The organism is Acidovorax sp. SUPP950, from assembly GCF_030158935.1.
Classification (GTDB): domain Bacteria; phylum Pseudomonadota; class Gammaproteobacteria; order Burkholderiales; family Burkholderiaceae_C; genus Paracidovorax.
This window is the reverse complement of the sequence record NZ_BQXE01000001.1, coordinates 935,195-959,940: the sequence shown is the minus strand read 5'-3', so window position 1 is coordinate 959,940 and position 24,746 is coordinate 935,195. Positions and strand designations below refer to the sequence as shown.

Genomic DNA, 24,746 nt, shown 5'->3' with positions numbered 1-24,746 from the left:
CGGTAAATGCGGGAATAGCTCAGTTGGTAGAGCGCAACCTTGCCAAGGTTGAGGTCGAGAGTTCGAGACTCTTTTCCCGCTCCAATTTCCAAAAAAGGGGAAGCACAGCTTCCCCTTTTTGCCAAGGGAAGCAGGTTTGGCGCGGTAGCAAAGCGGTTATGCACCGGATTGCAAATCCGTGTAGGTCGGTTCGACTCCGGCCCGCGCCTCCAGCACTGATCGCGAATGTGATTTGATTCGCTGAGCAAGAACATTCATTTGTTCTCGTTGAGTGGTTAAAGTGGTGCTATAATTTGAGTCTTGCTAGGTTGGTTGAAATCAATTTGGCAGCATGCGGGAATAGCTCAGTTGGTAGAGCGCAACCTTGCCAAGGTTGAGGTCGAGAGTTCGAGACTCTTTTCCCGCTCCAATTTTTACGCCCTGGACTTTACTGAAGTCCAGGGCGTATTCGTTTGACGGTGTTCTTTTCTGTGGAGCACCCAGCACTTCTGCTGAAAATCCAACCCCTCAGTCACTTTTTCAGTACTTAAAACAGTACTGGAACGTTGGGTGTCTTAGTGCTCAGGTTTCGACTGTTCCCTCTGCTACTCAATCAGGCGACGGCGTTCCCCAGGCGGCTCTGCAGTGCAATCAGGAACGATGGCAAAAGTACTGTTCCCTGGCGGGAGTCAGTTTGTTGCTCGTGGTGGGGGCAACGGTGAAAAGTGATGTTTTCGGTCTTCATGGTTTAGCCAAGGCTTTACCTTGCCATTGGCCTGTACCCAAAAGCAGCCTCTGATAGGCAGGAGTTTGCGGGTCAACTCTGGCTGCAACTATTTGCCAGCGGCGCGACTCAGCTCCCAGTTTCTGTGCAGTGATGAAAAAGCGTTTGCCACTCAAACGTGTGAGGCGTTCCGGTCCAGGTGGTACTCCAAGTACGGAGCCTTAAGACTGGCAACGATGGGATTACAGGCAACTCGAAAGGGATACCCACGGACTAAGAAGCTGCCCATTTCGATTGGCGAATGTGCGAACGTGATTGCTCTGCAGAGTAGTTGGCGCTTGTCAGGCTCATTGCTGCCTCACCAACTCTACCCGGCGGTTCTGCGACTTGCCATTCTCGGTGGCATTGTCTGCCACCGGATCAGCGCTGCCAAAACCAGCCGATGATAATCTGGCCGTGTCGATACCCCTTGCGGTAATGGCTGCAACTACGGCCTTGGCTCGGCCATCCGACAGCGTCTTGTTTCGGGCTGGGTCACCAGTGCTGTCGGTATAGCCGTTAACGGCCAACTTCAGCGATGCATCTTGCTTGAGCAATTGCACGACCTGCGCAATCTGTGGCAGCGAGTCAGGAAGGATTTCGGTTTTGTCTGAGTCAAAGTTGACATGCAATGTCACTTTGCCAGTTTTGTCGATCTGCGACTTCAGTTCGCTGGCAGGCAACAAACGGGCGGTCACTTCCAACGGCTTGGTCTCGGCGATAAGAAGTCCGCCGCCAAATTGGTAGCTGCACAAGTGGATCCAAATGTCGCGATCAGCCCGGTGGACAACGAATACCTGTGCAGGATTGTTCCACACGTCACCCAAACCACTGTTGTACTTGAGCGCGATATCGCGTGGCCACTCTTTGATTTTCTGTCCAACTTCTTCGGGGAGTTTGCCATCAAAGATCTTTTTGCCGCCCAGTGCGGAGACCACCGATTCGATGTTTCGCTGAAGTTCCAGGTCCGAGAACGTTTTGCCTTCGGCCGCGCTGATGTGCGCCGACCAGACCCTGCCTTCTACCGGTTCCAGGCGATCGCCTGTCCAAAATGGCACTTGGTCGAAATCGGCCATGTCCGGCGCACTTCCGGTGACATATCCGCTTGGAAGCGCGATATAAGGGAAAGCACCCAGCGGTACGGTCGATACTGGAAGGCTGGATGGTTTGAAGGCATGGCCGGCCGCTTTCTGTGCAACGTCCGGACTTGGGGCACTCGCAACTGTCACCGCTGGCGAAGCTGAATGGCTTTGCAACGTCTGGTCCTGCTTCTTACATGCGCCAAGGCCTATTGAGATGGCCATAATCCACATCGCGGTTACTGCTTTTTGCACAGAGATACTCCTTAGCAAGGGACATAAAAGGATTTAGGTGCGAGCCGGGCCGGTCTCGTTGCGAAACTACCGTGCCAAACGTCATGCGGAGGCTCCAAACCATCGTGTCAGTACCGCATGCAACTGCGCGGGGGCGAGAGGCTTGCGGAAAACGAGGTAGCCTTCTTCCTCCGCCTGGGCGAGCGCGGCCGACCGGTACTCTCCGCTCACGAGCGCGCCACGCGCTGCGGGGCACCGCTGCAGCAACTCCTGTAGCAGCGCGAAGCCACTCTGACCTCCGGCGAGGCGTTGGTCGCACAGGATCGCACCGGGCGCGGGGCCGGCGTCCACGATCTCCAGCGCCTGCTGCGCGGTGACTGCCACATTGACCTCCAGTCCCCACGAGCGCAGTAGCGCTGCCACTGCGGGCGCCACCTGGGGGTCGTCTTCGACCAGCAGGCAGCGCCCCGACAACGAGTCCAGTCGCTGCTGCCATGACACGCCGCCCAGCGGTTCGGCATCCTGGAGCCGGTGATCCAGCGCCGCGTCGAGTGACACCCAAAAACAAGAACCCCCGCCCTCGGTCGACTGGAAACCATGGTCCGCACCGATCAGCCGGGCCGAGCGCGCCACCACCGAGAGCCCCAGGCCGTGGCCGGCCACCTCCTGTGTCCAGCGTGCGGTCCCGCGATAGAACGGGGTATAAAGGCGATGCTGGTCCTCCAGCGGCACGCCAGGGCCTGTGTCACGAACCTCGATGCGCCATTGCCCGCCGCGAGAGCGAACGCCGACCAGCACGCCGCCTCTGCAGGTGTAGCGCAACGCGTTCTGCACGAGATTGAAGACCATCTGCCGCAGCAGCGTGCCGTCGGTGTGCACGATGGGCATGCGCCGGCGCGGCAGGCTCACCCGCAGCCGCAGTCCGCGCTGCTGCGCATCCGGACCGAACACCGTCGCCACGTCGCCGAACACAGTGGCAAGAGGGACGGGCTCCCGCCGCACTTCGTAGGTGCCTGACTCCAGGCGCGACAGGTCGAGCAGCGCGTCGAACATGAAAGCAAGCGAACGAGCGCAGTCCTGGATGCCATTCAGTACCGGCACGAGCTGCGCATCGGTATTGCGCTGAATCGCCGTCTCCATCAGCAGGCCCAATGCGTGCAGTGGCTGGCGCAGGTCATGGCTGGCCGTGGCATAGAACCGGTTCTTTTCCTCCAGCGCGCGCTCCGCTTCCTCCTTGGCCGCTCGGTAACGTTCTGCGAGCTGCAACCGCTGGCGCTCCATTTCCACCTGCTGCACGACGAATCGGCGCGACCCCCAGGCATGTCGCAAGATCACGCCGCCGAAGAGGACCACCAGCGCGAGCATGGCCTGCCAGCGCTCGGGGAAATACCACGTCACGGCGGCCAGGATCGGCCCATAAGTGGCCACGAAGAACGGAAAGAACACGCGCGGCTGCGGCGCCAGAAAGGTGGTGCCCGAGGCGATCACCGCGCACATGACGAGGTATACCAAAAGCCGGAAATCCTGGGCCGCCCCCTGCGTGAGTGCGATGGGCACGACCCAGAGCACACCGTCTGCCACCGCCAGCACCTGGAAAGTGCGCTCCCAGCGAGGCACCACCTCGACATCGGGCCGAGTGGCGTCTCGGCGAAAGCGCCACTGCATGGTCCACAGCAGGCTCGCAAAGGCGAGGAATGCACCCCACCACCAGAGCATGGGCCCGGATGGCGCTCCGCTGCGCGCATGCAGCCACGTCAGCACCCCCGGGATGACGAGCGCCGGAATCTCCGAGGCGCCGCTCCGCGATGCAAACGATTGGAGCAGCCGCCGCCGTACCGCCAGGTCGAGTGCGGCGTTGGACGTTTGGGCATTTGCCGCGGGCTCGGCGTTCCATGCGTCGGGATAGCGGCTGTCGGGTGTGATCGGCATCTGCGGGATGGGGGATGGGGGATGGGGATTGGGGATTGGGGTAAGGCGGAAAGGCGAGGGAGGGGCCGGAGTTTTCGGGGGCAGGACTCTGTCAGCCGAGCGTGGGGCAAGGCGGCTAGTCGTTGGTCGCCGCTTCGCATACCCCGATCTCCGCTCGGTGAGCCGCGAACTCTGACCTCGGCGCGGCATCAGCCGGAATGCACGCTACGTGTCGCGCATGGCTTGCGGCTGCGAATCAATCGAACCCTGCAGGGCGCCAAAGTGCTCACCTCCGCGCTGCTGCATGGCCGTCGCAAGCCGGGCTTCGCGATGTCGGGGCGCACACAGATGGCAGCGGCACTGGGCCACCGTGCAAGTTGCTCACCCGTCGAAACTCCACATGCCGGATCCGGGCTCGGCCGTCTGTGCCCAAACCGGTGACGCACAGGCAGCCATGAAGCCCATCAAGAGCAAGGCAGTGGCAGACGGACTGTTCGATGGTGCGTATCGCATGGCATCCCTTTGGCTTTGGAAGAGCGAAGGTTTTTGGAAAGCAGCACTGGAACACGTCGATTGCGGATTGCCTATCCCTCCATGGTGGGGTAGGGCGCACGGGCGTTACAGCTCGTGCGCTGAGCCGGGCTTGGCCAAGCCCAAAAAAGTAGTACATAATGCAGGCTTTCTGCCCGAGGGGTGTCCGAAAAACCTCTTGTGGATCAAGAAGTTGGGTCGGAAGCGAGCATTCGTTTCCCGCTCCGTTTTGCAAGGGAAGCTTCGGCTTCCCTTTTTTATTGCGCGAGTCGGTTGCTCTTTGGATTGGCCGATCCGCATTGGCAGCGTTGCGCACCTGCGTGGCCCGGGTTACGCTTGAATGCAAGGTGCGCACCGCGCAGCCGGCGCCCCGATGGTGAAATTGGTAGACACTGCGGACTTAAAATCCGCCGCTTCCTGAAAAGGGGCGTGCCGGTTCGACCCCGGCTCGGGGCACCACTACGATTCGATCATGTCAAGTTACAACGCTCCCTTTGAAATCCATGTCCACGGCCAGGTGCAGTTGCGGGCCGATACGGGGTTCGACCAGTTGCAAGAGGCCTTGAAGCCGCTCTGGAAATACGCCGGGGCCCGTTCCTTGGCCGATGGTGCGGCGAGCGCCTATGAGGAAGAGCCCGGCATCCAGTTCGACGCCAAGGAGCACACCCTGCAGATCTGCTGGACGGTGCGCGGTGACGAGGACTTCCGCCAGTCGCTCGACGAGATGTGCATGAGCCTCAACGAGTTGTCGGAGCAGGGCGCGGCCATCGAGGTCACGTTCTATGACACCGACTTCGACGAGGACGAAGAGGATGACGGCACCGAAGCGCGTGACGACTTCCTCATGCTGTTCGTGGGGCCGACCCCCGCGGCCATCATGCAGGTGCAGCGCGATCTGCTCGTGCAGGATGTCGTGAACATGATGGAGCGCCACTTCGACGGCGCCGAACTGGGCGGCGTGGTAGCCGAGATCGACAAGCTGTTCTCGCAGCGTTTCGATGCCCTGGTGAACTCGCTGGAGATCGGCAAGCCGCCACGCGGCAGCGGCGGTTCCGGTGGTGGCCATGGCGGCAGCGGCGGGCGCCGTCCCCGCCATCTGCACTGAGAACACCCCCGTTTTTCCGAACGATCCAATGGCCTCTCATCCAGAGGCGGCCAGCGGGTCGGGACCGATGGCGATCGAACTGCCTTACCTTCGTGCGTACCCGGATGCCTTGCAGGATCAGGTGCGCACGCTCATCGCCGAAGGGGGCCTGGCGGCCCTGCTGCAGCGTCGCTATCCCCAGGCGCATGCCGTGCGCACCGACAAGGCGCTTTACCAATACGCCGCCGACCTGAAGGCGCAGCATCTGCGCAAGGCCGATACGGTGCAGAAAGTGGTGTTCGACAGCAAGATCCATGTGGTGCGGCACGCGCTGGGGCTGCACACCTCGTCGGCGCGCGTGCAGGGTGGGCGCCTGACGGCGCGGCACGAGATCCGCATCGCCTCCATGTTCAAGCAGGCACCGGAAGAGTTTCTGCGCATGATCGTCGTGCACGAATTGGCCCACTTGCGCGAGAAGGACCACGACAAGGCCTTCTACCAGTTGTGCGAGCACATGGAGCCCCGCTACCACCAGTATGAGTTCGATACGCGGTTGTATCTGACCCACATCGAGCATGCGGGTGAGCGCCTCTGGGGCGTCTGATGGCCTTTTCGTCTGCTATTGTTTTTGTAGCTAGACGCCGGGAACTTTATTGCGCCGGAGCCCGATTGGCTTCATGAACCATTGCACCTGCACCTGCACCTGCACCTGCACCGTCCGCCGGCACGGTGGCCGTGCTGCAGCACCGCGCCGGTAGCTGCAGCCAGCGCTGGGCTGCGGCCTGCAGGGGCAGCAGCGAGCCCGTGGTGATCAGTTGCATGCGGTCGCATGCGGCGGGGATTTCGCAGGGGTCCGCCAGCAGGCCGGTCGCCTGCAGCAGGCGGCGGGTTTGCCTGGCAACCGGCTCGCCGGTGTCCACCAGGCGCACCGCCGGGCCGATGAGGGCGCGCAACTCCTCTTCGGCGAACACATAGTGGGTGCAGCCCAGCACCAGGGTGTCGATGTGGCCTGCCGTGGTGCCGAACGCACCCATGGCGGTGATGTAGCGCGTGCACAGTTCGCGCACCTCGGAGGATTCGGCGGCCTCAGGCACCGCATGTTCAGTGCTGCGTTCGATGGCGTAGGCCAGCCCGTCGCAGGGCTGCACCACGAATTCGGCCTGCGACTGCAGCGACCCCAGCAGCAACGCGAACTTGCCGCTGGTGAGCGTGCCCCGTGTGCCGATGACGCCGATGCGCCCGGTCTGGCTGAGCGCCACCGCGGGCTTGATGGCCGGCTCCAGGCCGACGAGGGGCAGGTCCGGGCATTGGGTCCGGACCTCGTGGATGGCGGCGGCGGTGGCCGTGTTGCAGGCGACGACCAGGGCCTTGATGCCGTGCACCGCCTGCAGGTAGCGGGTGATGGCGTGGGTGCGCGCGGCGACATAGGCGTCGCCCCGCTCGCCGTAGGGCGCGTGACCACTGTCCGCCAAGTAGACGAAGCGCTCGTGCGGCAGTTCGGCCTGCAGCGCGCGCAGCACGCTCAGGCCGCCGATGCCGCTGTCGAACACACCGATGGGGCGTTGCTGCGAGGTGGGCGTCATGCGTGCCTTGGTGCCATGTGAACGGAAAAATCAGACAACTCCGGCGGCCCCAGCGGCTGCTGGGCCGATCCGCGGCCCGGGGCCGCCACCAGGCGACGCCTGGAGCCGCCGCCGAGGCCGGAGATGGAGTTCAAGCGGCGACGAGGTCGATGGACTTGAACTCGCCCGTGGCGATGCGCTTTTGCCACTCCGCCGGGCCCGTGATGTGGGCGCTGGTGCCGCCGGCGTCCACGGCCACGGTCACGGGCATGTCCACCACGGTGAACTCGTAGATGGCTTCCATGCCCAGATCGGCAAAGCCGACGACCTTGGCTTCCTTGATGGCCTTGCTGACCAGGTAGGCGGCGCCGCCCACGGCCATCAGGTAGGCGCTCTGGTGCTTCTTGATGGCTTCGATGGCGACCGGGCCGCGTTCGGACTTGCCGATCATCGAGATCAGGCCCGTTTCGGCCAGCATCATCTCGGTGAACTTGTCCATGCGCGTGGCGGTGGTCGGGCCGGCGGGGCCCACGGCCTCGTCCTTGACCGGGTCCACGGGGCCCACGTAGTAGATGACGCGGTTGGTGAAGTCGACGGGCAGCTTCTCGCCCTTGGCCAGCATGTCCTGGATGCGCTTGTGCGCGGCATCGCGGCCGGTCAGCATCTTGCCGTTGAGCAGCAGGGTGTCGCCCGGCTTCCAGCTCGCCACTTCTTCCTTGGTGAGGGTGTCCAGGTTGACGCGGCGGCTCTTGTTGTAGTCGGGCGCCCAGTCGATCTTGGGCCACAGGTCGAGCGAAGGCGCCTCCAGATAGGCGGGGCCGGAGCCGTCCAGCACGAAGTGCGCGTGGCGCGTGGCGGCGCAGTTGGGGATCATCGCCACGGGCTTGGAGGCCGCGTGCGTGGGGTACATCTTGACCTTGATGTCCAGCACGGTGCTCAGGCCGCCCAGGCCCTGCGCGCCGATGCCCAGGGCGTTGACCTTCTCGTACAGCTCCAGGCGCAGTTCCTCGACCTGGTCGAGCTTTTCGCCGCGCGCGGCCTTGGCCTGCAGCTCGTACATGTTCAGGTCGTCCATCAGGCTTTCCTTGGCCAGCAGCACGGCTTTTTCCGCCGTGCCGCCGATGCCGATGCCCAGCATGCCGGGCGGGCACCAGCCGGCGCCCATCGTGGGCACGGTCTTGAGCACCCAGTCCACCAGGTTGTCGCTGGGGTTCATCATGACCATCTTGGACTTGTTCTCGCTGCCGCCGCCCTTGGCCGCGACGGTGATGTCCACGGTGTCGCCCGGCACGATCTGCGTGAAGATCACCGCAGGCGTGTTGTCCTTGGTGTTCTTGCGGGCGAACTGCGGGTCGGCCACGACGCTGGCGCGCAGCGTGTTGTCGGGGTGGTTGTAGCCGCGGCGCACGCCTTCGTTGATGGCGTCTTCCAGGCCGCCGGGAAAGCCTTCCCAGCGCACGTCCATGCCGATCTTCAGGAACACGTTGACGATGCCGGTGTCCTGGCAGATGGGGCGCTGGCCGGTGGCGCTCATCTTGCTGTTGGTGAGGATCTGCGCCATCGCGTCCTTGGCCGCCGGGCTCTGCTCGCGCTCGTAGGCGCGCGCCAGGTGGGCGATGAAGTCGGCGGGGTGGTAGTAGCTGATGTACTGCAGAGACGCAGCAACGGACTCCACGAGGTCGTGGTACCGGATGGTCGTGGTCATGGTGGGGTGTGTTTTGGGGAAAGAACGAACCGCGCAATTATCGCCGCCCGCTCCGGACGGCGCTGGCGGCGGTCAGCCGCGGGGGGCGGCGTCGAACGGCAGGCTTTCGAGCGCCTCGAGCCCGCCGATCACGGAGGGCGCGAAATCCGCCGAGCCTTCCGGCTTGTCGCCCTGGGCCCAGGCCAGCAGCACGTCCGCCGGCATGGGGCGGGCGTAGAAAAAGCCCTGCAGCTCGTCGCAGCGCATGGCCAGCAGGATGTCGCGCTGGCCGCTGGTTTCCACGCCCTCGGCCACCACGCGCAGGCCCAGGGCGTGGGCCAGCCGCACCACGGCATCGACCACGGCGCGGGCGTCTTCTTCATGTTCGAGGTCGTTCACGAAGCTGCGGTCGATCTTGAGCTGCTGGGCCGGCAGCTGGCGCAGGTAATTCAGGCTCGAATAGCCGGTGCCGAAGTCGTCGATGGACAGGAACACGCCGATGCGCGCCAGGCCTTCGAAGGTGCGCTGCGTGGCCTTGGTGTCTTCCATGGCCACCGATTCGGTGATCTCGCACAGCAGTTGCGATGAATCCAGGCCATGGAACTGCAGGGCGTGCTCGATGCGCTCGGCCAGCCCGCTTTCGCGCAGCTGGTGCACCGACAGGTTGATCGCCACGCGCATGCGCAGGCCGCTGCGCGCCCAGTCGGCCATCTGCCGGCACGCCTCTTCGATGACCCAGGCGCCCAGCTGGCCGATCAGCCCGAAGCGCTCGGCCAGGCCGATGAACACCAGCGGGCTCACCATGCCGCGCTTCGGGTGGTGCCAGCGCAGCAGCGCCTCCACGCCGTTGATGCGGCCGCGCTTGCCGTCGATCTTGGGCTGGTAGTGCAGGGCGAGTTCGCCGCGCGACAGGGCGTGGCGCAGGTCGTTTTGCAGCTCCAGCTGGTCGGATGCGTCGGAGCCCATGTGGGGTTCGAACATGGCGTAGCCGTTGCCGCCCGCGCGCTTGGCGGCATACATGGCGGCATCGGCATTGGCGACCAGCTTGTCGCGATCGCCGTGATCGGGGTGCAGCACCACGCCGATGGAGCAGCCGATCTGCACCTGCCGGCCCGCCACCTGGAAGGGCAGGGCGAGCGCTGCCAGGATGCGGTTGGCCACCACGATGCAGTCGGCCGTGTTGCCCACGTCTTCCAGCAGCAGCAGGAATTCGTCGCCGCCCACGCGGGCCACCGTGTCGCTTTCGCGCGCTTCGGCGCGCAGGCGCTGGGCGGCTTCCGATAGGATGGCGTCGCCCGCGGCATGGCCGAAGGAGTCGTTGATGGGCTTGAAGCCGTCCAGGTCCACGAACAGCACGGCCAGGCGGTCCAGCACGCGGTGGTGGTTGGTGCGCTCCAGGCGCAGCAGCGCATGGGCGAGCCGGTCTTCGAACAGCAGGCGGTTGGGCAGGCCGGTGAGCGCATCGGCGAACGCGCGCTTTTGCAGCTCGGCATTGGCCTGCTGCAGCTTGGCGTTGCTGTCCTGGAGCGATTGGGTGAGCCGGCGCGCGACGTTCTGCAGCCGCGCATCGAGGATGGAGATGAACAGCGTGCTGAGCATGAGCAGCAGCGTGAAGATCGCCACCATGGCGGCCAGCCCCGAGCCGCCCAGCGAATCGGCGCTCAGGCACACGGTGCCCTGCGGGAACTGGGCGGCGGCCATGCCGATGTAGTGCATGCCGCAGATGGCCAGCGCCATCACCAGCGATGCCGCGGCCTGGAACATCCTGCGCCGGTGGCCATGCATGCCCCGCAGGGCCTGGAACAGGTAGAGTGCCGTGGCCGAGGCCAGCACCGCCACGGCCACCGACAAGGCGACATAGAAGCCGTTCCACACGATGCCGATGGACAGGTGCATGGCGCGCATGCCGATGTAGTGCATCGCGCTGATGCCCGCGCCCATGGCGAGCGCCCCGACGGTCAGGTGCCGATGCCGCACGCGCTCCATGCTGGCCAGGCCCAGCGCGACGGCCGATGCCGCCACGGCGGCCAGCCAGGACAGGGCGGTGATCGCGGGGGTGAAGCCCAGGGCGATGGGCAGCTCGAACGCCAGCATGCCCAGGAAATGCATGGACCAGATGCCCGTGCCCATCACCAGCGAACCCGCGGCCCACCAGGCCAGTCCGATGCGGCTGTGGGAGGTGCGCACGCGGCGTGCCAGGTTGAGCGTGACGTACGAGGCCAGCACCGCCACGGCGAACGACGCTGCGACCACCAGGGGATCGTGGTGCGACGGCAGGAAGCCGGTCAGCGGTGGGGCGAGCGGGGAGGGCATGGAAGGTGCGGCGGCAGCGGGGCGCCAAAGGTGTCCAAGTGTATCCACCGCGGGCTCTCCCGGGGGCCGGGAGGGTCTCTGCGCCACGCGGTCCCCACCGATGAGAATGGTTTTGTTTCGCGTTATGCTTTTGGACGATGCGCACCCTTGTGCGCCCTTCGTTTCTTCACCACCGGACCCGCCAGACATGACCTCCCGCATCGAACGCGACACCTTCGGCCCCATTGAGGTGCCGGCCCATCAGCTCTGGGGCGCGCAGACGCAGCGATCGCTGCAGAACTTCGACATCTCCGGCGAGCAGCAGCCGCGCGAGATCATCCGGGCCCTGGCGCAGGTCAAGCGCGCCTCGGCCGTGGTCAACCAGGCGCTGGGCCTGCAGGACGCGAAGAAGACCGACGCCATCGTGGCCGCGGCCGACGAGGTGATCGCCGGCCGGCATCCGGGCGAGTTCCCGCTCGTGGTCTGGCAGACGGGCTCGGGCACGCAGACCAACATGAACGTCAACGAGGTGCTGGCCAACCGCGCCAGCGAGATCCTGGGCGGCGAGCGCGGCGAGGCCCGCCTGGTGCACCCCAACGACGACGTGAACCGCAGCCAGTCGAGCAACGACGTGTTCCCCACCGCCATGCACGTGGCGGCGGTGGAGGCGCTCACGCACCGGCTGCTGCCCGCCCTGGCCAAGCTGCGCGCCACGCTGGCGCAAAAGGCCGAGGACTTCGACGGCATCGTGAAGATCGGCCGCACCCACCTGCAGGACGCCACCCCGCTCACGCTGGGTCAGGAGTTCTCGGGCTACGTGGCGCAGCTCGATCACGGTGAGCGCCACGTGCGCGCCGCGCTGCCGCACCTGTGCGAACTGGCCCTGGGCGGCACCGCCGTGGGCACCGGCCTGAACGCTCCCAAGGGCTATGCCGAGCAGGCCGCCGCCGAGCTGGCGCGCCTGACCGGGCTGCCGTTCGTCACGGCGCCCAACAAGTTCGAGGCCCTGGCTTCGGTCGACGCCCTGGTGCATGCGCACGGCGCGCTCAAGACCCTGGCCGCCAGCCTGATGAAGATCGCCAACGACGTGCGCTGGCTGGCCAGCGGCCCGCGCAGCGGCATCGGCGAGCTGAGCATTCCCGAGAACGAGCCCGGCTCGTCCATCATGCCGGGCAAGGTCAACCCCACGCAGAGCGAGGCGGTGACCATGCTGGCCGCCCAGGTGTTCGGCAACGACGTGGCGATCAACTTCGGCGGTGCCTCGGGCAATTTCGAGCTGAACGTGTTCCGCCCCATGGTGGCCCACAACTTCCTGCAGAGCGTGCGCCTGCTGGCCGACGGCATGGTCAGCTTCAACGACCACTGCGCCGTGGGCATCGAGCCCAACCGCGACCGCATCACCGAGCTGGTGGACCGCTCGCTGATGCTGGTGACCGCGCTCAACACGCACATCGGCTACGACAAGGCGGCCTTCATCGCCAAGAAGGCGCACAAGGAAGGCACCAGCCTGCGCGAGGCGGCCGTGGCGTCGGGCCACGTCACCGGCGAGCAGTTCGACCAATGGGTCGTTCCGGGGAACATGGTCGGCCGCTGAAGGCCGGCCGCTGAGCGGGCACTGAAAAGGCGCCAGCGCCCCGTCGCCCGCCGGCTCAGTGCGTGGTCTTGCGCGCGCGCGGGGCGCGCACCGGGCGGTCCTGGTGCCGCAGGAACGCCAGCAGCCGCCGCTCGGCGGCCTGCAGCGCGCGCGGCGTGTTCGTGCCGCCAATGCGCTCCCACAGCACCTGCATGTCCGGACCTGCGTCGGACGTGAGCCGCGACCCCAGCGCCAGCACCGAGGGGTGCACGTACGACTTCTTGCACACGGCCGGCGTGTTGCCCAGTTGCCGCGCCACTTCGATCAGGATGTGCTTGGCCGTCACCGCGGGCGCGCCGGGCTGGGGCGAGCAGGCCAGCCGCGTCAGCTCCAGCGCCTGCACGGTGCCGTGCCAGGTGCGGAAGTCCTTGGCGGTGAAATGCTCGCCCTCCTGCGTGCCGGTGATCTCGCGCAGGTAGTCGTTCACGTCGCCGGAATCGACGGCATGCAGCGCGCCGTCTTCTCCCTCGTACTGGAACAGTTCCTGACCCGGCAGCTGCTGGCAGCGGCGCACCACGCGGGCCACGCGCGGGTCGTCGAGCGTGGCCTCCTGCTGCACACCGCTCTTGCCGCGAAACCGCAGCTGCAGTTGGTTGCCGCGCAGCGCCGCATGGCGGGTGCGCAAGGTTGTCAGGCCGTAGGAGCGGTTGGTGCTGGCGTATTCCTCGTTGCCCACGCGCAGGTAGGTGGTGTCCAGCAGGCGCACCAGCGTGGCGAGCACCCGCTCTCGGGACAGGGTGGGGCCCGACTTGGCCCGCAGGTCGCGCGCCACCCGGGCGCGGATGCGGGGCAGGGCGCGGCCGAAGGCCTGCATGCGTTCGAACTTGGCCTCGTCGCGCTGCAGCCGCCAGTCGGCGTGGTAGCGGTACTGCCGCCGGCCACGCGCATCCAGCCCCGTGGCCTGCAGATGGCCGTTGGGCAGCGGGCAGATCCACACCTCGGTGTAGGCGGGCGGGATGGCCAGGCGCTGGATGCGGGTGATCTCGTCCGGGTCGGTCAGCCACTGGCCGTCGGGCTGGCGGTAGCGAAAGCCCTCGCCCTTGCGCTCGCGGCTCAGGCCCGGCATCTCGGGGTTGACGTAGCGCAGTCCACGGGCCAGGCGGGTGGCGGGCGGGCGGGCCGGCGAAGCGGCGGCAGGGGCGGTGGCGGTGCGTGGCATATGGGAAGGCAGGCGGTGCGGCAAAAAGGGGGCGCGAAGCGCGCCCCCCGATCTCAGCCCAGCCGGCGCGGGCCGGCTGTAGGAGGCAGCCCGCTGCGCCGGTGGGAGTGCATCCGCGCCGCGTCGGTCCGGTGGGCGCTCGCGCCGCGGTCCATGGGTAAAAATGGCCTGCAGTGCAATATCCACTAGGGCATTTTGCTATGAAAAATATAGCATTCGAGGTGGTGCAGCGGTGGCTACCGCGCCGCCGCAGGCACCGCCCGGGCCTCAGAACCGCGCCGTGGCCCCCACGAAATAGGTGCGCCCGCCGTTGTCGTAGTTGCTGCCCAGCTCCCGCGTCTGCTTGTCCGCCACGTTGAGGATGCCGGCCCGCAGGGTGAAGGTTTCGTTCAACCGGTAGCTGGTGGTGAGGTCCACGGTGGTGTAGGCCTTGGCGAAGGTGGTGGCCGCGCCGGTGACGACGAGTTCCTTGCCCACGTAGCGGGCGCTGGCGTCGGCGGTCCAGGCCGGGGCGATGCGCCACTGCAGCGACGAATACACGGTCAGGCGCGGCACGGACAGCAGCGAGGCGCCGGTGGTGAGGTTTTTGGACTCGAACATCTTCGTGGCATTGGTGCGCCAGTCGAGCGACGGCGCCAGCGGCACGGTGGCGTTGGCCTCCAGCCCGCGCGTGCGGGCGCGCTGGGCGTTGGCCATGCGCGTCCACCAAAAGCCGTTGTACAGGCCCAGGGGCTGGTAGTCGATCTTGTTCTTGAAGTCGGTGTGGAAGTAGGTGGCGCCGAAGGCCCAGCCGTCCTGCTCGTAGCCCGTGCCCAGCTCGAAGTTGGTGCTGGTCTCGGGCTGCAGGTCGGGGTTGCCGGCCATGTAGCAGCCGCGCGTGCCGTCGGCATTCACGCGGGTGCTGGTCCAGCCCAGGCCCGCCAGGCTGCGGCAGCCGTTGCCGCCGGACTGCGTGGCGGCATTGGGCGAGTTCTCTTTCAGGCCCGGCGCGCGGAAGCCGCGCGACACGCCGGTGCGCACCGTCCACGCCGAGGCCGGGTGGTAGACGAAGTAGGCGCGCGGGCTCCAGTTGTTGCCGTACTTTTCGTGGTGGTCCATGCGCAGGCCGAGCGTGAGCGCCAGGTTCTCGCGCAGGAAGATCTGGTCCTCGCCGAACAGCGCCCAGGTGGTGGCCGACAGGGACGATCCCGACACCGGCCGCCCGCTGTAGTCGATGGGGGCGAGGCCGATGGTGTCGCGGTTGTCCAGTTCTTCCTGCTTCCATTGCAGCCCGGTGGTCAGCATCTGGTCGAAGCCCAGGAGCTTCAGCGGCATGTCCACGCGGCCGTCCAGCGTGGTTTCGCGCGAGTGGTTGCCGATGGTGTCGCCCAGGTCCTCGTACTCGTGGCGCGACAGGTTGACCTTGGAGCGCACGTCGCCCCAGCGGCCGTCGTGCCCCAGGCCGAACGAGGTGTGCCGCAGCCGGCTCAGGCCCCAGGGGCTGACGACCTGCCCGCCGCTGGCGGTGCGCGCATCCGAGCCGGTGGCGCGCTGCGTGGCCTGGGCCGCCTCGAGCGACACCGACTGGTCGGGCGTGAGCTGCCAGTTCAGCAGCGCGTTCAGGCCCTGATTGCGCGCGCCGGCCGTGGACAGGTAGGTGCCCGCATGCCCGCCCGTGCCTTCATCGGCGTCGCGCTCGGTGTAGTTGCCCGACACGCGCAGGCCGATGCGGTCGGTCACCGGGCCGCTGACGGTGAAGCCCGTCTGCCGCGTGTCGCCGCGCTCCGAATCGGAGGGTTTGGAGTAGTTGACCGTGGCGGAGCCGCCCCAGCGCAGGCCGATCTTGCGGGTGATGATGTTGATCACCCCACCCATGGCGTCCGAGCCGTACAGCGACGACATCGGGCCGCGCACCACCTCGATGCGCTCGATCATCTCGGGCGAGATCCAGTCCAGGTCCTGCTGGCCCAGGTCGTCGCGGTAGTTCACGCCGGCCGAATTGCCCTGGCGCTTGCCGTCCACGAGGATGAGCGTGTACTTCTCGGGCAGGCCGCGCAGGCGGATCTTGGACTGCGCGCCCGTGCCCGACAGCCCGCCGGTCACGCCGGGAATGGTGGACAGCAGCTCGCCCAGGCTGGTGACGGGCTTGCGCTCGATGTCTTCGCGGGTGATCACGCTGATGCTGGCAGGTGCCTCTTTGATGTCCACGGCCGTGCCCGAGGCCGTGACCACCACGGTGGACAGGGCGGCCTGCGCGGGTTGCGCAGGTTGCGATTCGGACGGCTGGGCGGTCTGGGCGTGGGCACCGGCGCTCAGCGCCAGGGCAATCGCGAGGGACAGGGGCTGGGGGCGGAGCGAAGACGGCAAGATCATGAAAGCAGTTTCCTGTAAAAACTGCAAATGATAGTGATTCGCTTTTACTATTTGACCAATCGGTGGGTTTCAGAAGAAATTTCGGGCTTCGCCGAACGGTGGAAGGAGGTATTGAAAAAGCGGCAAGCCGCAGTTTTAGAAAGGGTTTTAAGCTATTGAAAAAATAGCAAAATCCTGTGCCATCGGCCATCGGCCATCGGCCATCGGCCATCGGCCATCGGCCATCGGCCATCGCTCACTGACTGGCTACCCGGCCTCCGCCTGCCGTTCCTGGCCCGACCCCTGTGTCTCGCCCGCGTCCTCATCGAACGCGAAGCCCACCCCGTACACCGACCGGATCCACTCCACGCCGTCGCCGCTGGCGGCCTTGAGCTTCTTGCGCAGGTTCTTGATGTGGCTGTCGATGGCCCGTTCGTTCACGTCCAGCGTGTCGCCGTAGGCCAGGTCGAGCAATTGCGCGCGCGAGAAGATGCGCCCGCTTTGCCGCGCCAGCGCCTGCAGCAGGCGGAACTCGCGCGGCGTGAGCGCCACGTGCGCGCCACGCAGCGTGACCTGCCAGTGCGCCTCGTCCAGCGCCAGCGCCAGCACCGGCGGGCCGGCCGTGGCCGGCGCCTGGGCCATGCCGCGCCGCAGCACGGTCTTGACCCGCGCCACCACCTCGCGCGGGGAGAACGGCTTGCAGATGTAGTCGTCCGCACCCAGCTCCAGGCCGATCAGGCGGTCCACCTCCTCGACGCGGGCGGTGAGCATGATGATGGGCTTGTCCGTGTGGCGGCGCGCCTGGCGCAGCACCGACAGGCCGTCGAGCCCCGGCAGCATCACGTCCAGCAGGGTGAGATCGGGCGGCGTGGGGCCGGTCAGCCGGGCCAGGGCGCCGGGGCCGTCGGCCACGTGCTCGGCCTCGTAGCCGGCGTGGCGCAGGTAGTCGAGCACGATGTGGGCGATGTCGGTCTCGTCCTCGACCACGAGGATGCGCGCTGTCATGAAGAGTTCTCCAGCAAGGGCAGGGTGAGGGTGGTGCGCAGCCCGCCAAGCGGCGAGGGCTGCGCGGTGATGCGGCCGCCGTGCGACTGCACGATGGCGCGGCAGATCGCCAGGCCCAGGCCCGATCCGCCCAGATCGCCCGTGGCGCGGGCGCGCGACGCCTCGGCGCGGTACAGGCGGTCGAACAGGCGCGGCAGGTCGTGCTCTGCCACGCCGGGCGCGGTGTCGTCGAACTGCAGCACGAGCGAGGGCGCGGGCCCGTTGCGCTCGGTCTGCGCCTGGATTTCCAGCCGGCCGCCGGGATCGGTGTAGCGCACGGTGTTTTCCAGCAGGTTCAGGAACACGCGGTGAAGCTGCTGCGCGTCGCCGCGCACCAGCGGCGGGGGCGACAGGCTGGCGAGCGCGGCCAGCCCGTGCGTGTCCACCGCGAGCTCGGCCTGGTCGAAGCGCGGCTGCATGGAGGCCACGGCCTCGGCCAGCAGCGACAGCGGGTGCACGGGCACGAGCGCGGAGGGCGCGCTGCCCGCGGCGGCATCCAGGCTGGCGCGCAGGTCCCCCACCAGCTGGATGAGCCGCATCACCTGCCGGTGCAGGCGCAGCGCGGTCTTGTCGTCGAACGGGCGCACGCCGTCCTGCACGGCCTCGATCTCGGCGCGCATCGCCGCCAGCGGGGTGCGCAACTCGTGCGCCACATCGCCGATCCATTGCCTGCGCGAGGCTTCCATGCCGCCCAATTGCTCGGCCATGTCGTTGAAGTTGAGCGCCAGCCGGGCCAGCTCGTCGTCGCCGTGCACGGCCACGCGCGTGTCCAGCCGGCCCGCCGCCACGCCGCGCGCGCCGTCCACCAGCGCGCCGATGGGGGCGAGCCAGCGGCGGGCCAGCGCCCAGGACAGCAGCAGCGCGAGCGCCAGGCCGGCAATGCCGGTCCACACCACGAAGCCCAGTTGCCGGGCGATGAAGGCGCGGTCGGCCTCGGTCTCCATGTGCGAGGGCGGGCTCAGCACCAGCTCGCCGATGGGGGTGCCGTCGCTGCCGCGCAGCGGCAGGCGGGCGGCATCGGGCGTGGGGCGCACGCCGGCCACCAGACGGCCCTGGGCATCGAGCACGCCGAGCCGCTGCGACAGCATGGAGCCGGGCGGCGGTGGCGGACGGTCGCGGCCATCGGAGGCGATGCGATCGGGCGAATAGCCGTCGGGCGGCGGGCCTTCGCCGGGTTCGCCGAAGTCGGGCGGCGGCGGTGGGCGCTCCCGAAAGCCGCCGCCGCGGCCCTCGTTGCCGGCGGTGGTGTTGTCGCCGCTGCGGCCGTTCGGGCTGGCCGCGCCCTGGGCGCTGCTGCGCAGCGCGGGACTGTCGCCGGGGCGGCGCATCTCGCGCCACAGCTCGGGCTGGGTGCGCAGCGTCTGCCAGCCGCCATGCAGCAGGTGCATGCGCTGCAGCCGCGCGGCCAGCCAGTCCATGCGGGCCAGCTCGATCTCGGCCACGTACGGGCCCAGCCCGCGTTGCAGCCCCAGGCGCGAGAACCCCACGAAAAGCAGCAGCAGCACGGCCAGCAACAGGGTGAGCGCGAGAAAGGCTTTGCTTTGCAGCGTGAGGCGGGGCATGGGCGGCTGGTCGGGGGTCAGCGGGAGGGGGGCGGGCCGCCAGCGCCTGGAGGGGGGCCGCCGGCGGGCATGGCCACGAGGGTGCCGTTCATTGTGCGGCATGTGCCGGGCAGGGTCTTGCCGTCCGGCATGGTCAGCGTGACCGAGGCGCCTTCGGTCTGGCCCTTGCAGGCGGTGTAGGCCTCGGGCGGCGGGCCGGGGGGCTGCCCGCCCGGCGCGCCCTGGGCCAGGGCGCCGCAGGTGAAGGCGGCGAGGGACAGGCCCAGGCAGAGGCCGGCGAGGGTGATGGTCGTGTGGCGAGGAGGGTGCATGGTGTCACGTGCCTTTCTGGCGGGGGGAAGAAGGCCCGGGGCCGGGCCCAGGGGCAGGGAACACACCGGGGCAACGGCCCCGGTGGCGCTCAGGCGGCGATCGAGATCGTGATGGCGGCGGTGTAGCCGCCGCTGCCGTTGCTTTGCATGGTCACCATCTCGAGGTCGGTGCCGTCGCTGAACACGTTGTCGGTGGCGAAGGTGATCGCCGCCAGGTTGGACACGCTGGCGCTGTAGCCCGAATTGGCCGTGTAGATGGAGCGCAGGATGTCCGTGGGGAACGCGAGCTGGGTGGTCTTGACCTTGTTGCTGGCCGTGGTGGCCACCGACAGGCTGGGATACACCTCCAGGTGCATGTGGGGCATGCGCCCGGCATAGCAGCCCGGCACGATGGTGGTGAAGGTGACCGTGCCGCTCGCATCGGTGGCCTGCACGCCGCGCAGGTAGTTGGCGGCGATGCTGCGCTCGGTGTAGACCGAGTAGTCGCCGCCCTGCGAGCAATGCCACAGGTAGATGGCATAGCCCTGCAGCGTCGCGCAGCTGGCACGCGTGTTGGTGAGCGTGATGGTGAGGGTGAGCGGCACGCCGCCCACGGTGGTGGACGCGCCGATGTTGCTGCGGATGTCCTGGCGCACGATGCCGCTGAGCGCGAGCACGTTGTAGTTGGAGTTGCTGGCGTTGGAGCCGTCGGCGGGGTAGGGGCCGGCGGTTTCCTCGGGGACGACGGAGCAGGTGGTGTCCGTGCCGGTTCCCGTTCCGGTACCCGTGCCCGTGCCCGTGCCCGTTCCTGCCCCGGTTCCAGTGCCCGTACCGGTGCCTGTCCCCGTGCCCGTCCCGGTGCCCGAACTGTCGGCCACGGCGTCGGAGCCGCCTCCGCCGCAGCCCAGCAGGGTGGCGATGCCCAGGGAGCCGATGGTGCCGAGTGCCAGGCGCCGCCGCTGGTCCGCGGTGGATGCTGCGATGTCAGTGGCTGCGGTGGCCAATGGGGTGGATGTGTTCATGGTTCCTCTCCTTTTCCTTCGTTGGGGATGGAGGAACTTTGCAATCCAATTGAGGAGAAATTGAGGCGGTGCACGCCTTTCTCCCCGTCAGGCGGGCGGTGCATGATGCTATTGTTTTGATAGCAAAATGCCCTAGTAGTCCATGCGCTGGAGGCCTTTTTCGCCTCCAGTGTGGCCGGCCCGCTGCTCACGCCGCGGCGAACGCCTGGGCGATGTCCTGCGTCACCGCGAGGAACCGGTCCACGTCGGCCGTCGAATGGCAGTGCAGCGGCGAGACGCGCACCGCGCCCGCGAGGCCGAACGACTCCAGCATGCGGCGCGAATACAGGCTGGAGGCCGAACGCTCGTACACCGTCACGCCGCGTGCGCCGTACTCGCGCACGGCGCTGGTGCAGTCCAGGTGCGGAAAGCCGATGCCGACGATCAGGTCGCGCCGGGTGAGGTCGGGGTGGTCCAGGAACACCTCCACGCCCGGCATGGCGCGCAGCCCGGGCACCGCACCCACGCCGTCGCCGCCGTTCAGCAGGCGCGACAGCAGCGCGCGTTCGTGCAGCTCGATGGCCGCGATGCCGGCTTCGAAGCGCGCCCGCCGGTCGCCAGGGGCCGCATCGCCGGCGGGCCCGCCCTCGGGCGCCTGTGCGCCGAGCCAGCACACGTAATCCACGATCTCCGTCACCACGGCGAACTGCCAGGGCGCGGTGCTGCCCAGGTCCCAGAAATCGGCGGGCTTGGCCGACAGCTTGTGGTGCGGCAGGGCGGCCGCGCGGTCGGACAGCCAGGCGAAGCCCGAGCCCCGGCAGCCGAAGAACTTGTAGGGCGCGATGTTGATGCCGTCCACCGGCGTCTTCTGCAAATCGATGAGGCCGTGCGGCGCGTGCTGCACCGCGTCCACCAGGATGTACAGGTCGGGCCGGATGGCGCGGGCCCGGCGCACGATGGCCTCCAGGTCCAGCTTGGCGCCGGAGATGTTGGAGGCGTGGATCACGTTGAGCACGCTGGTGCCCTCGTCCACCAGGGCCACGATGGCGTCCACGTCCACGCCGCCAGTGGCGCGGTTGCTGGGTGCCACGCGCAGCTCGCGGCCCATCTCGCGGGCGTAGCGCTCCATGGCGTCGTACGACGAGGGGTGCTCCAGCACGGTGGTGACCATGTTGGTGCCTGGCACGTTCTGCGCCACGGCCCGCACCATCTCGAACATGGCGCCCGAGGCGGTGAGCGCGGCGTACACGCTGCCGCCCGTGGCGTTGAGCAGCAGCCGCACGTCGGCCACGCCGGCGGCCTGGATATCCTGCAGCTCGCGCGCCGTGGCGTGGATGCGCTCGGTGTTGTCCGGCACGGCATCGATCTGCGCGAAGCGCTCCACCGCCGCCTTCAGCCGGAACGAGCCGCCCGCGTTGTCGAAATACAGCCGCTCGTGGCCGTGGTGGTCACGCTCCACCTGCAGGAAGCGCTCGCGCACCTCGCGCATCAGGGCGTCGGGGAAGAGGCGACCCTGCGGGTAGGGTGTGGTGTTGCTGTGGCCTGCCATCACACGCCCTTGTTGCTGGGGTTGCGGAAGGCTTCGCGCACGGCGTCGGACATGGGGAAGTTCAGGTTCACGTTGCTCGGCGGGATGGGCTGGGTGAACCAGCGCGCGTACAGCCGCTCCATTTCGCCGGAGCGCATCAGGCCGGTGACCGTCTGGTCCACCAGGGCCTGGAACTGCGGGTCGTTCTTGCGCAGCATGATCCCGTAGGGCTCCTGGCGCAGCACCACATCCTTGAGGATGCGGAAGTCGCCCGGGTTGGGCGCAGTGGCGATCAGGCCGGCCAGCTGCACGTCGTCCAGCACGTAGGCGGCGGCGCGGTCGCTGGCCAGCAGCAGGAAGGCGTCGGCCGTGTCCTTGCCCGAGATTTCCTGCACCTCCAGGTTCTCGGCGCGCTTGTAGGTGCGCAGCAGCTGGATCGACGTGCTGCCCGCCACGGTGGCCACCGTCTTGCCGGCCAGGTCGGCCAGCGACTGGATGCCGGAGTTCTTCTTCACCGCCACGGTGATGTTGGTCACGAAATGGCTGGGCGCGAAATTCACGTGCTGCTGGCGCACGACCGAATTGGTGGTGGTGGCGCAGTCCAGGTCCACGGTGCCGTTCTGCAGCAGCGGAATGCGGTTGAGCGAGTTGAGCAGGGTGTATTGCACGCGCAGCGTGGGCAGGCCGAGCTTGGCCTTCACCGCCTCGGCGATCTTCAGGCAGATGTCGTTGGAAAAACCGATGGGGTCGCCGCTGCCGGTGGGCTTGTACGAAAACGGAATGGAGCTGTCGCGGCTGCCGATGATGAGGGTGCCGCTCTCCTTGATCTTGCGCAGGGTGTCGATTTCCTGGGCGCTGGCCGCGGTGGACAGCAGGGCGGCGCAGACCGCCAGGGACAGGGTGCGGCGCAGGGCGAAGGCAAGGGGGCGGGGCAGGCGGTGCATGGCGGGCTTTCGGAAGAGGGCGCTGGGGACCTCGCGTTGGCGAGGGGCTGAAAGGCATTCTCAAAGCGCCGACGCTTTTGAAAAAGCGATTTTTTGTGCTCGAATCGGATGAATAAAAGTGTTCTGAAATCCCCGCCATGATGACCTTCAAGCAACTCGAAGCGCTGTACTGGATCGGCCAGCTCGGCGGCTTTGCGCAGGCGGCCCAGAAGCTGCACACCTCGCAGTCGGCCGTGTCCAAACGGGTGCACGAACTGGAGCTGCTCTTCGACACGCCGCTGTTCGACCGCAGCCAGCGCACGGCGCGGCTGACCGAAAAGGGCGAGGAGATGTTCGTGCTCGCCCGCAAGCTGCTGCGCCAGCGCGATGCGGCGGTGGAGCAGTTCGGCAAGCCCGGCGTGATCGAGCGGCGCCTGCGCATCGGCGTGACCGAACTCACCGCGATGACCTGGCTGCCCCGGCTGGTCGCCCTGGTGCAGCAGCACTACCCCAAGGTGACCCTGGAGCCCGATGTGGACGGCAGCCTGCCCCTGCGCGACAAGCTGCTGGCCGACGAGCTGGACCTCATCATCGTGCCCGATGCCTTCGCCGATGCGCGCCTGCCGGCCAAGGCGATCGGCCAGGTGGAAAGCGCGTGGATGTGCAAGCCCGGGCTGGTGCCGGCCGGCACGGTGCGGTTGCACGAACTGGCGCGCCACCGCCTGCTGGTGCAGGGCAACGCCTCGGGCACCGGGCGGCTCTACGACGCGTGGATGAAGGAGCGCGGGGTGGAACTGGCCGACGCCATCGTGGTGAGCAACCTCGTCGCGCTCACAGGTCTCACCGTGTCGGGCCTGGGGGTGGCCTACCTGCCCCGGCACTGCCTGGCGCCGCTGATCGCGGCGGGCATGCTGGCCGTGATCGACGTGGTGCCCGCGCTGCCCAGCGTGCCCTACGTGGCCATGCACAAGGGCGAGCACCGCAGCGCGCTGGCCGCCTCGATCATCATGCTGGCGCAGTCGTGCTGCGACTTCACGCGCGCCTTCCAGGCGCAGGCCGATGGCGCGGCGTGATGCCCTCGGGCAGCGCGTGCCCGGGGCCTGCGCGCCGCCTCAGGGCCTGGCCGCGGCGAGCGCCTGCTGGATCCAGCCGTCGAAGGTCTTCTGGTGGGCCTTGATCCAGCCGTCGGTGTGGCGCGCCACGTCGGCCGGCTGGTTCTGGCCGTTCTTCATCGCCAGGTTCTGGGCGTTGATGTCGCCCACGGGCAGCTGCATCACCTCGAACAGGCGCGCGGCGGCGGGATTCTTCTCGGCGAAGGCCTTGTTGGCCACGATGCGCTGGGTGTTCAGCACGAAGCCGTAGTTCTTGCCGTCGGGCAGGGCGGTGTCCTGCCCGGCCTGCGCGCCCGGCAACGAAGACCGCGGCACCTGCAGCCACACCACGTCCTGGCCCGGGCGCAGCACGCCGCTCACCCAGTAGGGCGTCCAGGTGTAGTAGAGGATGGGCTGGCCCTGCTTGAAGCGCGCGATGGTGTCGGCGATCAGCGCCGAGTAGCTGCCCTGCACGTGCGTGACCGTGGCGCCCAGGCCGAAGGCCTTCAACTGGTGCTCGATCACGCCCTCGCAGCCCCAGCCGGGATTGCAGCCCGTGAGGTCGGCCTTGCCGTCGCCGTTGGTGTCGAAGAGCTTGGCGAGCTTGGGGTCCTTGAGCTGGTCGATGTGGGTGATGCGGTACTTCTCGGCCGTCTTGCGGTCGATCAGGTAGCCCTGCGCGGCGTTCTGCGAATAGGTGCCTTGGCGCCACAGCCTGGCATCGCCGCCGGCGTTCTTGTAGAAGTCCGCGTGCAGCGGGTCCCAGTGGTCCGCCATGAAGGTGGCGTCCCCGTTGGCGATCGCCACGTGCGCGGTGGCGTACTCGATCTCCTTGATGGGCTGCACGTCGTAGCCCAGCTTTTGCAGCGCGCGGCCGACCAGCAGGGTCTGGAAGGTTTCTTCCGCGATGGAGCTTTGCAGCGGCTGCACGCGCACGCCCTGGCCCGGCAGGGGCTGTGCAGCGGCGCCACCGGCCAGGCCGACGGCCAGGGTGCTGGCGGCCAGCCAGGTGCGGGCGAGGGAGCGCGAGGGGCGCAGGGAAGGGGTGATGCAGGTCATGTGGTCGTC

At 67.5% G+C, this 24,746-nt stretch carries 18 protein-coding genes and 4 tRNA genes; 8 read left to right on the top strand and 14 right to left on the bottom strand.

Going from position 1 to position 24,746, the window contains the following annotated elements; all coding sequences use genetic code 11:
• The first annotated feature begins 8 nt into the window (after positions 1-8).
• The 3 genes from AVME950_RS04575 to AVME950_RS04565 all read left to right on the top strand — a co-directional run bounded on the left by AVME950_RS04575 (position 9) and on the right by AVME950_RS04565 (position 409).
• A tRNA-Gly gene (locus AVME950_RS04575) sits at positions 9-84 on the top strand.
• A 54-nt stretch (positions 85-138) separates the two neighbouring features.
• Positions 139-212: transfer RNA gene (locus AVME950_RS04570), tRNA-Cys, on the top strand.
• Between the two features lie 121 nt (positions 213-333).
• A tRNA-Gly gene (locus tag AVME950_RS04565) sits at positions 334-409 on the top strand.
• 641 nt (positions 410-1,050) lie between these two features.
• Here AVME950_RS04565 and AVME950_RS04560 read toward each other — a convergent pair.
• Entirely contained in the window at positions 1,051-2,076 is a 1,026-nt protein-coding gene (locus AVME950_RS04560; protein WP_284428904.1) for an OmpA family protein, read from the bottom strand.
• Between the two features lie 81 nt (positions 2,077-2,157).
• Positions 2,158-3,984 (bottom strand): hybrid sensor histidine kinase/response regulator, encoded by a 1,827-nt coding sequence (locus AVME950_RS04555; RefSeq protein WP_284428903.1) that lies wholly within the window; start codon positions 3,982-3,984, stop codon positions 2,158-2,160.
• A gap of 877 nt (positions 3,985-4,861) precedes the next feature.
• Here AVME950_RS04555 and AVME950_RS04550 point away from each other — a divergent pair.
• The 3 genes from AVME950_RS04550 (at position 4,862) to AVME950_RS04540 (ending at position 6,182) form a co-directional block, all read left to right on the top strand.
• Positions 4,862-4,953: transfer RNA gene (locus tag AVME950_RS04550), tRNA-Leu, on the top strand.
• Positions 4,954-4,966: 13 nt separating this feature from the next.
• Positions 4,967-5,599 (top strand): DUF6806 family protein, encoded by a 633-nt coding sequence (locus AVME950_RS04545; protein WP_272564201.1) that lies wholly within the window; start codon positions 4,967-4,969, stop codon positions 5,597-5,599.
• A 28-nt stretch (positions 5,600-5,627) separates the two neighbouring features.
• On the top strand, positions 5,628-6,182 hold the full coding sequence (locus tag AVME950_RS04540; RefSeq protein WP_284428902.1) for a M48 metallopeptidase family protein: 555 nt from the start codon (positions 5,628-5,630) through the stop codon (positions 6,180-6,182).
• A 46-nt stretch (positions 6,183-6,228) separates the two neighbouring features.
• Here AVME950_RS04540 and murI read toward each other — a convergent pair whose 3' ends face one another.
• The 3 genes from murI to AVME950_RS04525 all read right to left on the bottom strand — a co-directional run bounded on the left by murI (position 6,229) and on the right by AVME950_RS04525 (position 11,137).
• Complete coding sequence (gene murI, locus AVME950_RS04535; protein ID WP_284428901.1) at positions 6,229-7,161, bottom strand: glutamate racemase; 933 nt, start codon at positions 7,159-7,161, stop codon at positions 6,229-6,231.
• A 130-nt stretch (positions 7,162-7,291) separates the two neighbouring features.
• On the bottom strand, positions 7,292-8,845 hold the full coding sequence (locus AVME950_RS04530) for a fumarate hydratase (protein WP_272564198.1): 1,554 nt from the start codon (positions 8,843-8,845) through the stop codon (positions 7,292-7,294).
• A gap of 72 nt (positions 8,846-8,917) precedes the next feature.
• Complete coding sequence (locus tag AVME950_RS04525) at positions 8,918-11,137, bottom strand: putative bifunctional diguanylate cyclase/phosphodiesterase (RefSeq protein ID WP_284428900.1); 2,220 nt, start codon at positions 11,135-11,137, stop codon at positions 8,918-8,920.
• Between the two features lie 187 nt (positions 11,138-11,324).
• On the opposite strand from AVME950_RS04525, the gene fumC reads away from it, so the two are divergent.
• Positions 11,325-12,710, top strand: a complete 1,386-nt coding sequence (gene fumC, locus AVME950_RS04520; RefSeq protein WP_272564196.1) for a class II fumarate hydratase — start codon at positions 11,325-11,327, stop codon at positions 12,708-12,710.
• A 55-nt stretch (positions 12,711-12,765) separates the two neighbouring features.
• Here fumC and AVME950_RS04515 read toward each other — a convergent pair whose 3' ends face one another.
• The 8 genes from AVME950_RS04515 to AVME950_RS04480 all read right to left on the bottom strand — a co-directional run bounded on the left by AVME950_RS04515 (position 12,766) and on the right by AVME950_RS04480 (position 22,608).
• Complete coding sequence (locus tag AVME950_RS04515; RefSeq protein WP_284428899.1) at positions 12,766-13,908, bottom strand: DNA topoisomerase IB; 1,143 nt, start codon at positions 13,906-13,908, stop codon at positions 12,766-12,768.
• 267 nt (positions 13,909-14,175) lie between these two features.
• A complete protein-coding gene (locus AVME950_RS04510; RefSeq protein ID WP_284428898.1) occupies positions 14,176-16,260 on the bottom strand; it encodes a TonB-dependent receptor domain-containing protein in 2,085 nt (694 codons plus the stop codon).
• Positions 16,261-16,506: 246 nt separating this feature from the next.
• Complete coding sequence (locus AVME950_RS04505) at positions 16,507-17,244, bottom strand: response regulator (protein WP_284428897.1); 738 nt, start codon at positions 17,242-17,244, stop codon at positions 16,507-16,509.
• On the bottom strand, positions 17,241-18,845 hold the full coding sequence (locus AVME950_RS04500; RefSeq protein WP_284428896.1) for an ATP-binding protein: 1,605 nt from the start codon (positions 18,843-18,845) through the stop codon (positions 17,241-17,243). The genes AVME950_RS04505 and AVME950_RS04500 overlap by 4 nt, the downstream gene beginning before the upstream one ends.
• Positions 18,846-18,862: 17 nt before the next feature.
• Positions 18,863-19,156 carry a hypothetical protein gene (locus AVME950_RS04495; RefSeq protein ID WP_284406815.1) on the bottom strand — a complete coding sequence of 98 codons (294 nt, stop codon included), beginning with the start codon at positions 19,154-19,156 and terminating at the stop codon, positions 18,863-18,865.
• 89 nt (positions 19,157-19,245) lie between these two features.
• Positions 19,246-20,157 (bottom strand): dioxygenase family protein, encoded by a 912-nt coding sequence (locus AVME950_RS04490; RefSeq protein ID WP_284428895.1) that lies wholly within the window; start codon positions 20,155-20,157, stop codon positions 19,246-19,248.
• A 187-nt stretch (positions 20,158-20,344) separates the two neighbouring features.
• Complete coding sequence (locus tag AVME950_RS04485; RefSeq protein ID WP_284428894.1) at positions 20,345-21,685, bottom strand: aminotransferase class V-fold PLP-dependent enzyme; 1,341 nt, start codon at positions 21,683-21,685, stop codon at positions 20,345-20,347.
• On the bottom strand, positions 21,685-22,608 hold the full coding sequence (locus AVME950_RS04480; RefSeq protein WP_284406812.1) for an amino acid ABC transporter substrate-binding protein: 924 nt from the start codon (positions 22,606-22,608) through the stop codon (positions 21,685-21,687). Before AVME950_RS04480 ends, AVME950_RS04485 begins: the two co-directional genes overlap by 1 nt.
• Before the next feature lie 140 nt (positions 22,609-22,748).
• Between AVME950_RS04480 and AVME950_RS04475 the strand changes: the two genes are divergently transcribed.
• Positions 22,749-23,660, top strand: a complete 912-nt coding sequence (locus AVME950_RS04475) for a LysR family transcriptional regulator (protein ID WP_272553302.1) — start codon at positions 22,749-22,751, stop codon at positions 23,658-23,660.
• A 39-nt stretch (positions 23,661-23,699) separates the two neighbouring features.
• Here AVME950_RS04475 and proX read toward each other — a convergent pair whose 3' ends face one another.
• On the bottom strand, positions 23,700-24,737 hold the full coding sequence (gene proX, locus AVME950_RS04470; RefSeq protein ID WP_284428893.1) for a glycine betaine/L-proline ABC transporter substrate-binding protein ProX: 1,038 nt from the start codon (positions 24,735-24,737) through the stop codon (positions 23,700-23,702).
• Between the last annotated feature and the right edge of the window lie 9 nt (positions 24,738-24,746).

Bases quoted from the DNA above. Each gene is read 5' to 3' on its own strand.
- AVME950_RS04545 (WP_272564201.1), top strand. From the start codon at position 4,967: ATGTCAAGTTACAACGCTCCCTTTGAAATCCATGTCCACGGCCAGGTG.
- AVME950_RS04515 (WP_284428899.1), bottom strand. From the start codon at position 13,908: ATGCCACGCACCGCCACCGCCCCTGCCGCCGCTTCGCCGGCCCGCCCG.
- AVME950_RS04555 (WP_284428903.1), bottom strand. From the start codon at position 3,984: ATGCCGATCACACCCGACAGCCGCTATCCCGACGCATGGAACGCCGAG.
- AVME950_RS04495 (WP_284406815.1), bottom strand. From the start codon at position 19,156: ATGCACCCTCCTCGCCACACGACCATCACCCTCGCCGGCCTCTGCCTG.
- AVME950_RS04510 (WP_284428898.1), bottom strand. From the start codon at position 16,260: ATGATCTTGCCGTCTTCGCTCCGCCCCCAGCCCCTGTCCCTCGCGATT.
- AVME950_RS04525 (WP_284428900.1), bottom strand. From the start codon at position 11,137: ATGCCCTCCCCGCTCGCCCCACCGCTGACCGGCTTCCTGCCGTCGCAC.
- AVME950_RS04475 (WP_272553302.1), top strand. From the start codon at position 22,749: ATGACCTTCAAGCAACTCGAAGCGCTGTACTGGATCGGCCAGCTCGGC.
- fumC (WP_272564196.1), top strand. From the start codon at position 11,325: ATGACCTCCCGCATCGAACGCGACACCTTCGGCCCCATTGAGGTGCCG.
- AVME950_RS04505 (WP_284428897.1), bottom strand. From the start codon at position 17,244: ATGACAGCGCGCATCCTCGTGGTCGAGGACGAGACCGACATCGCCCAC.
- AVME950_RS04480 (WP_284406812.1), bottom strand. From the start codon at position 22,608: ATGCACCGCCTGCCCCGCCCCCTTGCCTTCGCCCTGCGCCGCACCCTG.
- AVME950_RS04530 (WP_272564198.1), bottom strand. From the start codon at position 8,845: ATGACCACGACCATCCGGTACCACGACCTCGTGGAGTCCGTTGCTGCG.
- AVME950_RS04485 (WP_284428894.1), bottom strand. From the start codon at position 21,685: ATGGCAGGCCACAGCAACACCACACCCTACCCGCAGGGTCGCCTCTTC.
- proX (WP_284428893.1), bottom strand. From the start codon at position 24,737: ATGACCTGCATCACCCCTTCCCTGCGCCCCTCGCGCTCCCTCGCCCGC.
- murI (WP_284428901.1), bottom strand. From the start codon at position 7,161: ATGACGCCCACCTCGCAGCAACGCCCCATCGGTGTGTTCGACAGCGGC.
- AVME950_RS04490 (WP_284428895.1), bottom strand. From the start codon at position 20,157: ATGAACACATCCACCCCATTGGCCACCGCAGCCACTGACATCGCAGCA.
- AVME950_RS04500 (WP_284428896.1), bottom strand. From the start codon at position 18,845: ATGCCCCGCCTCACGCTGCAAAGCAAAGCCTTTCTCGCGCTCACCCTG.
- AVME950_RS04540 (WP_284428902.1), top strand. From the start codon at position 5,628: ATGGCCTCTCATCCAGAGGCGGCCAGCGGGTCGGGACCGATGGCGATC.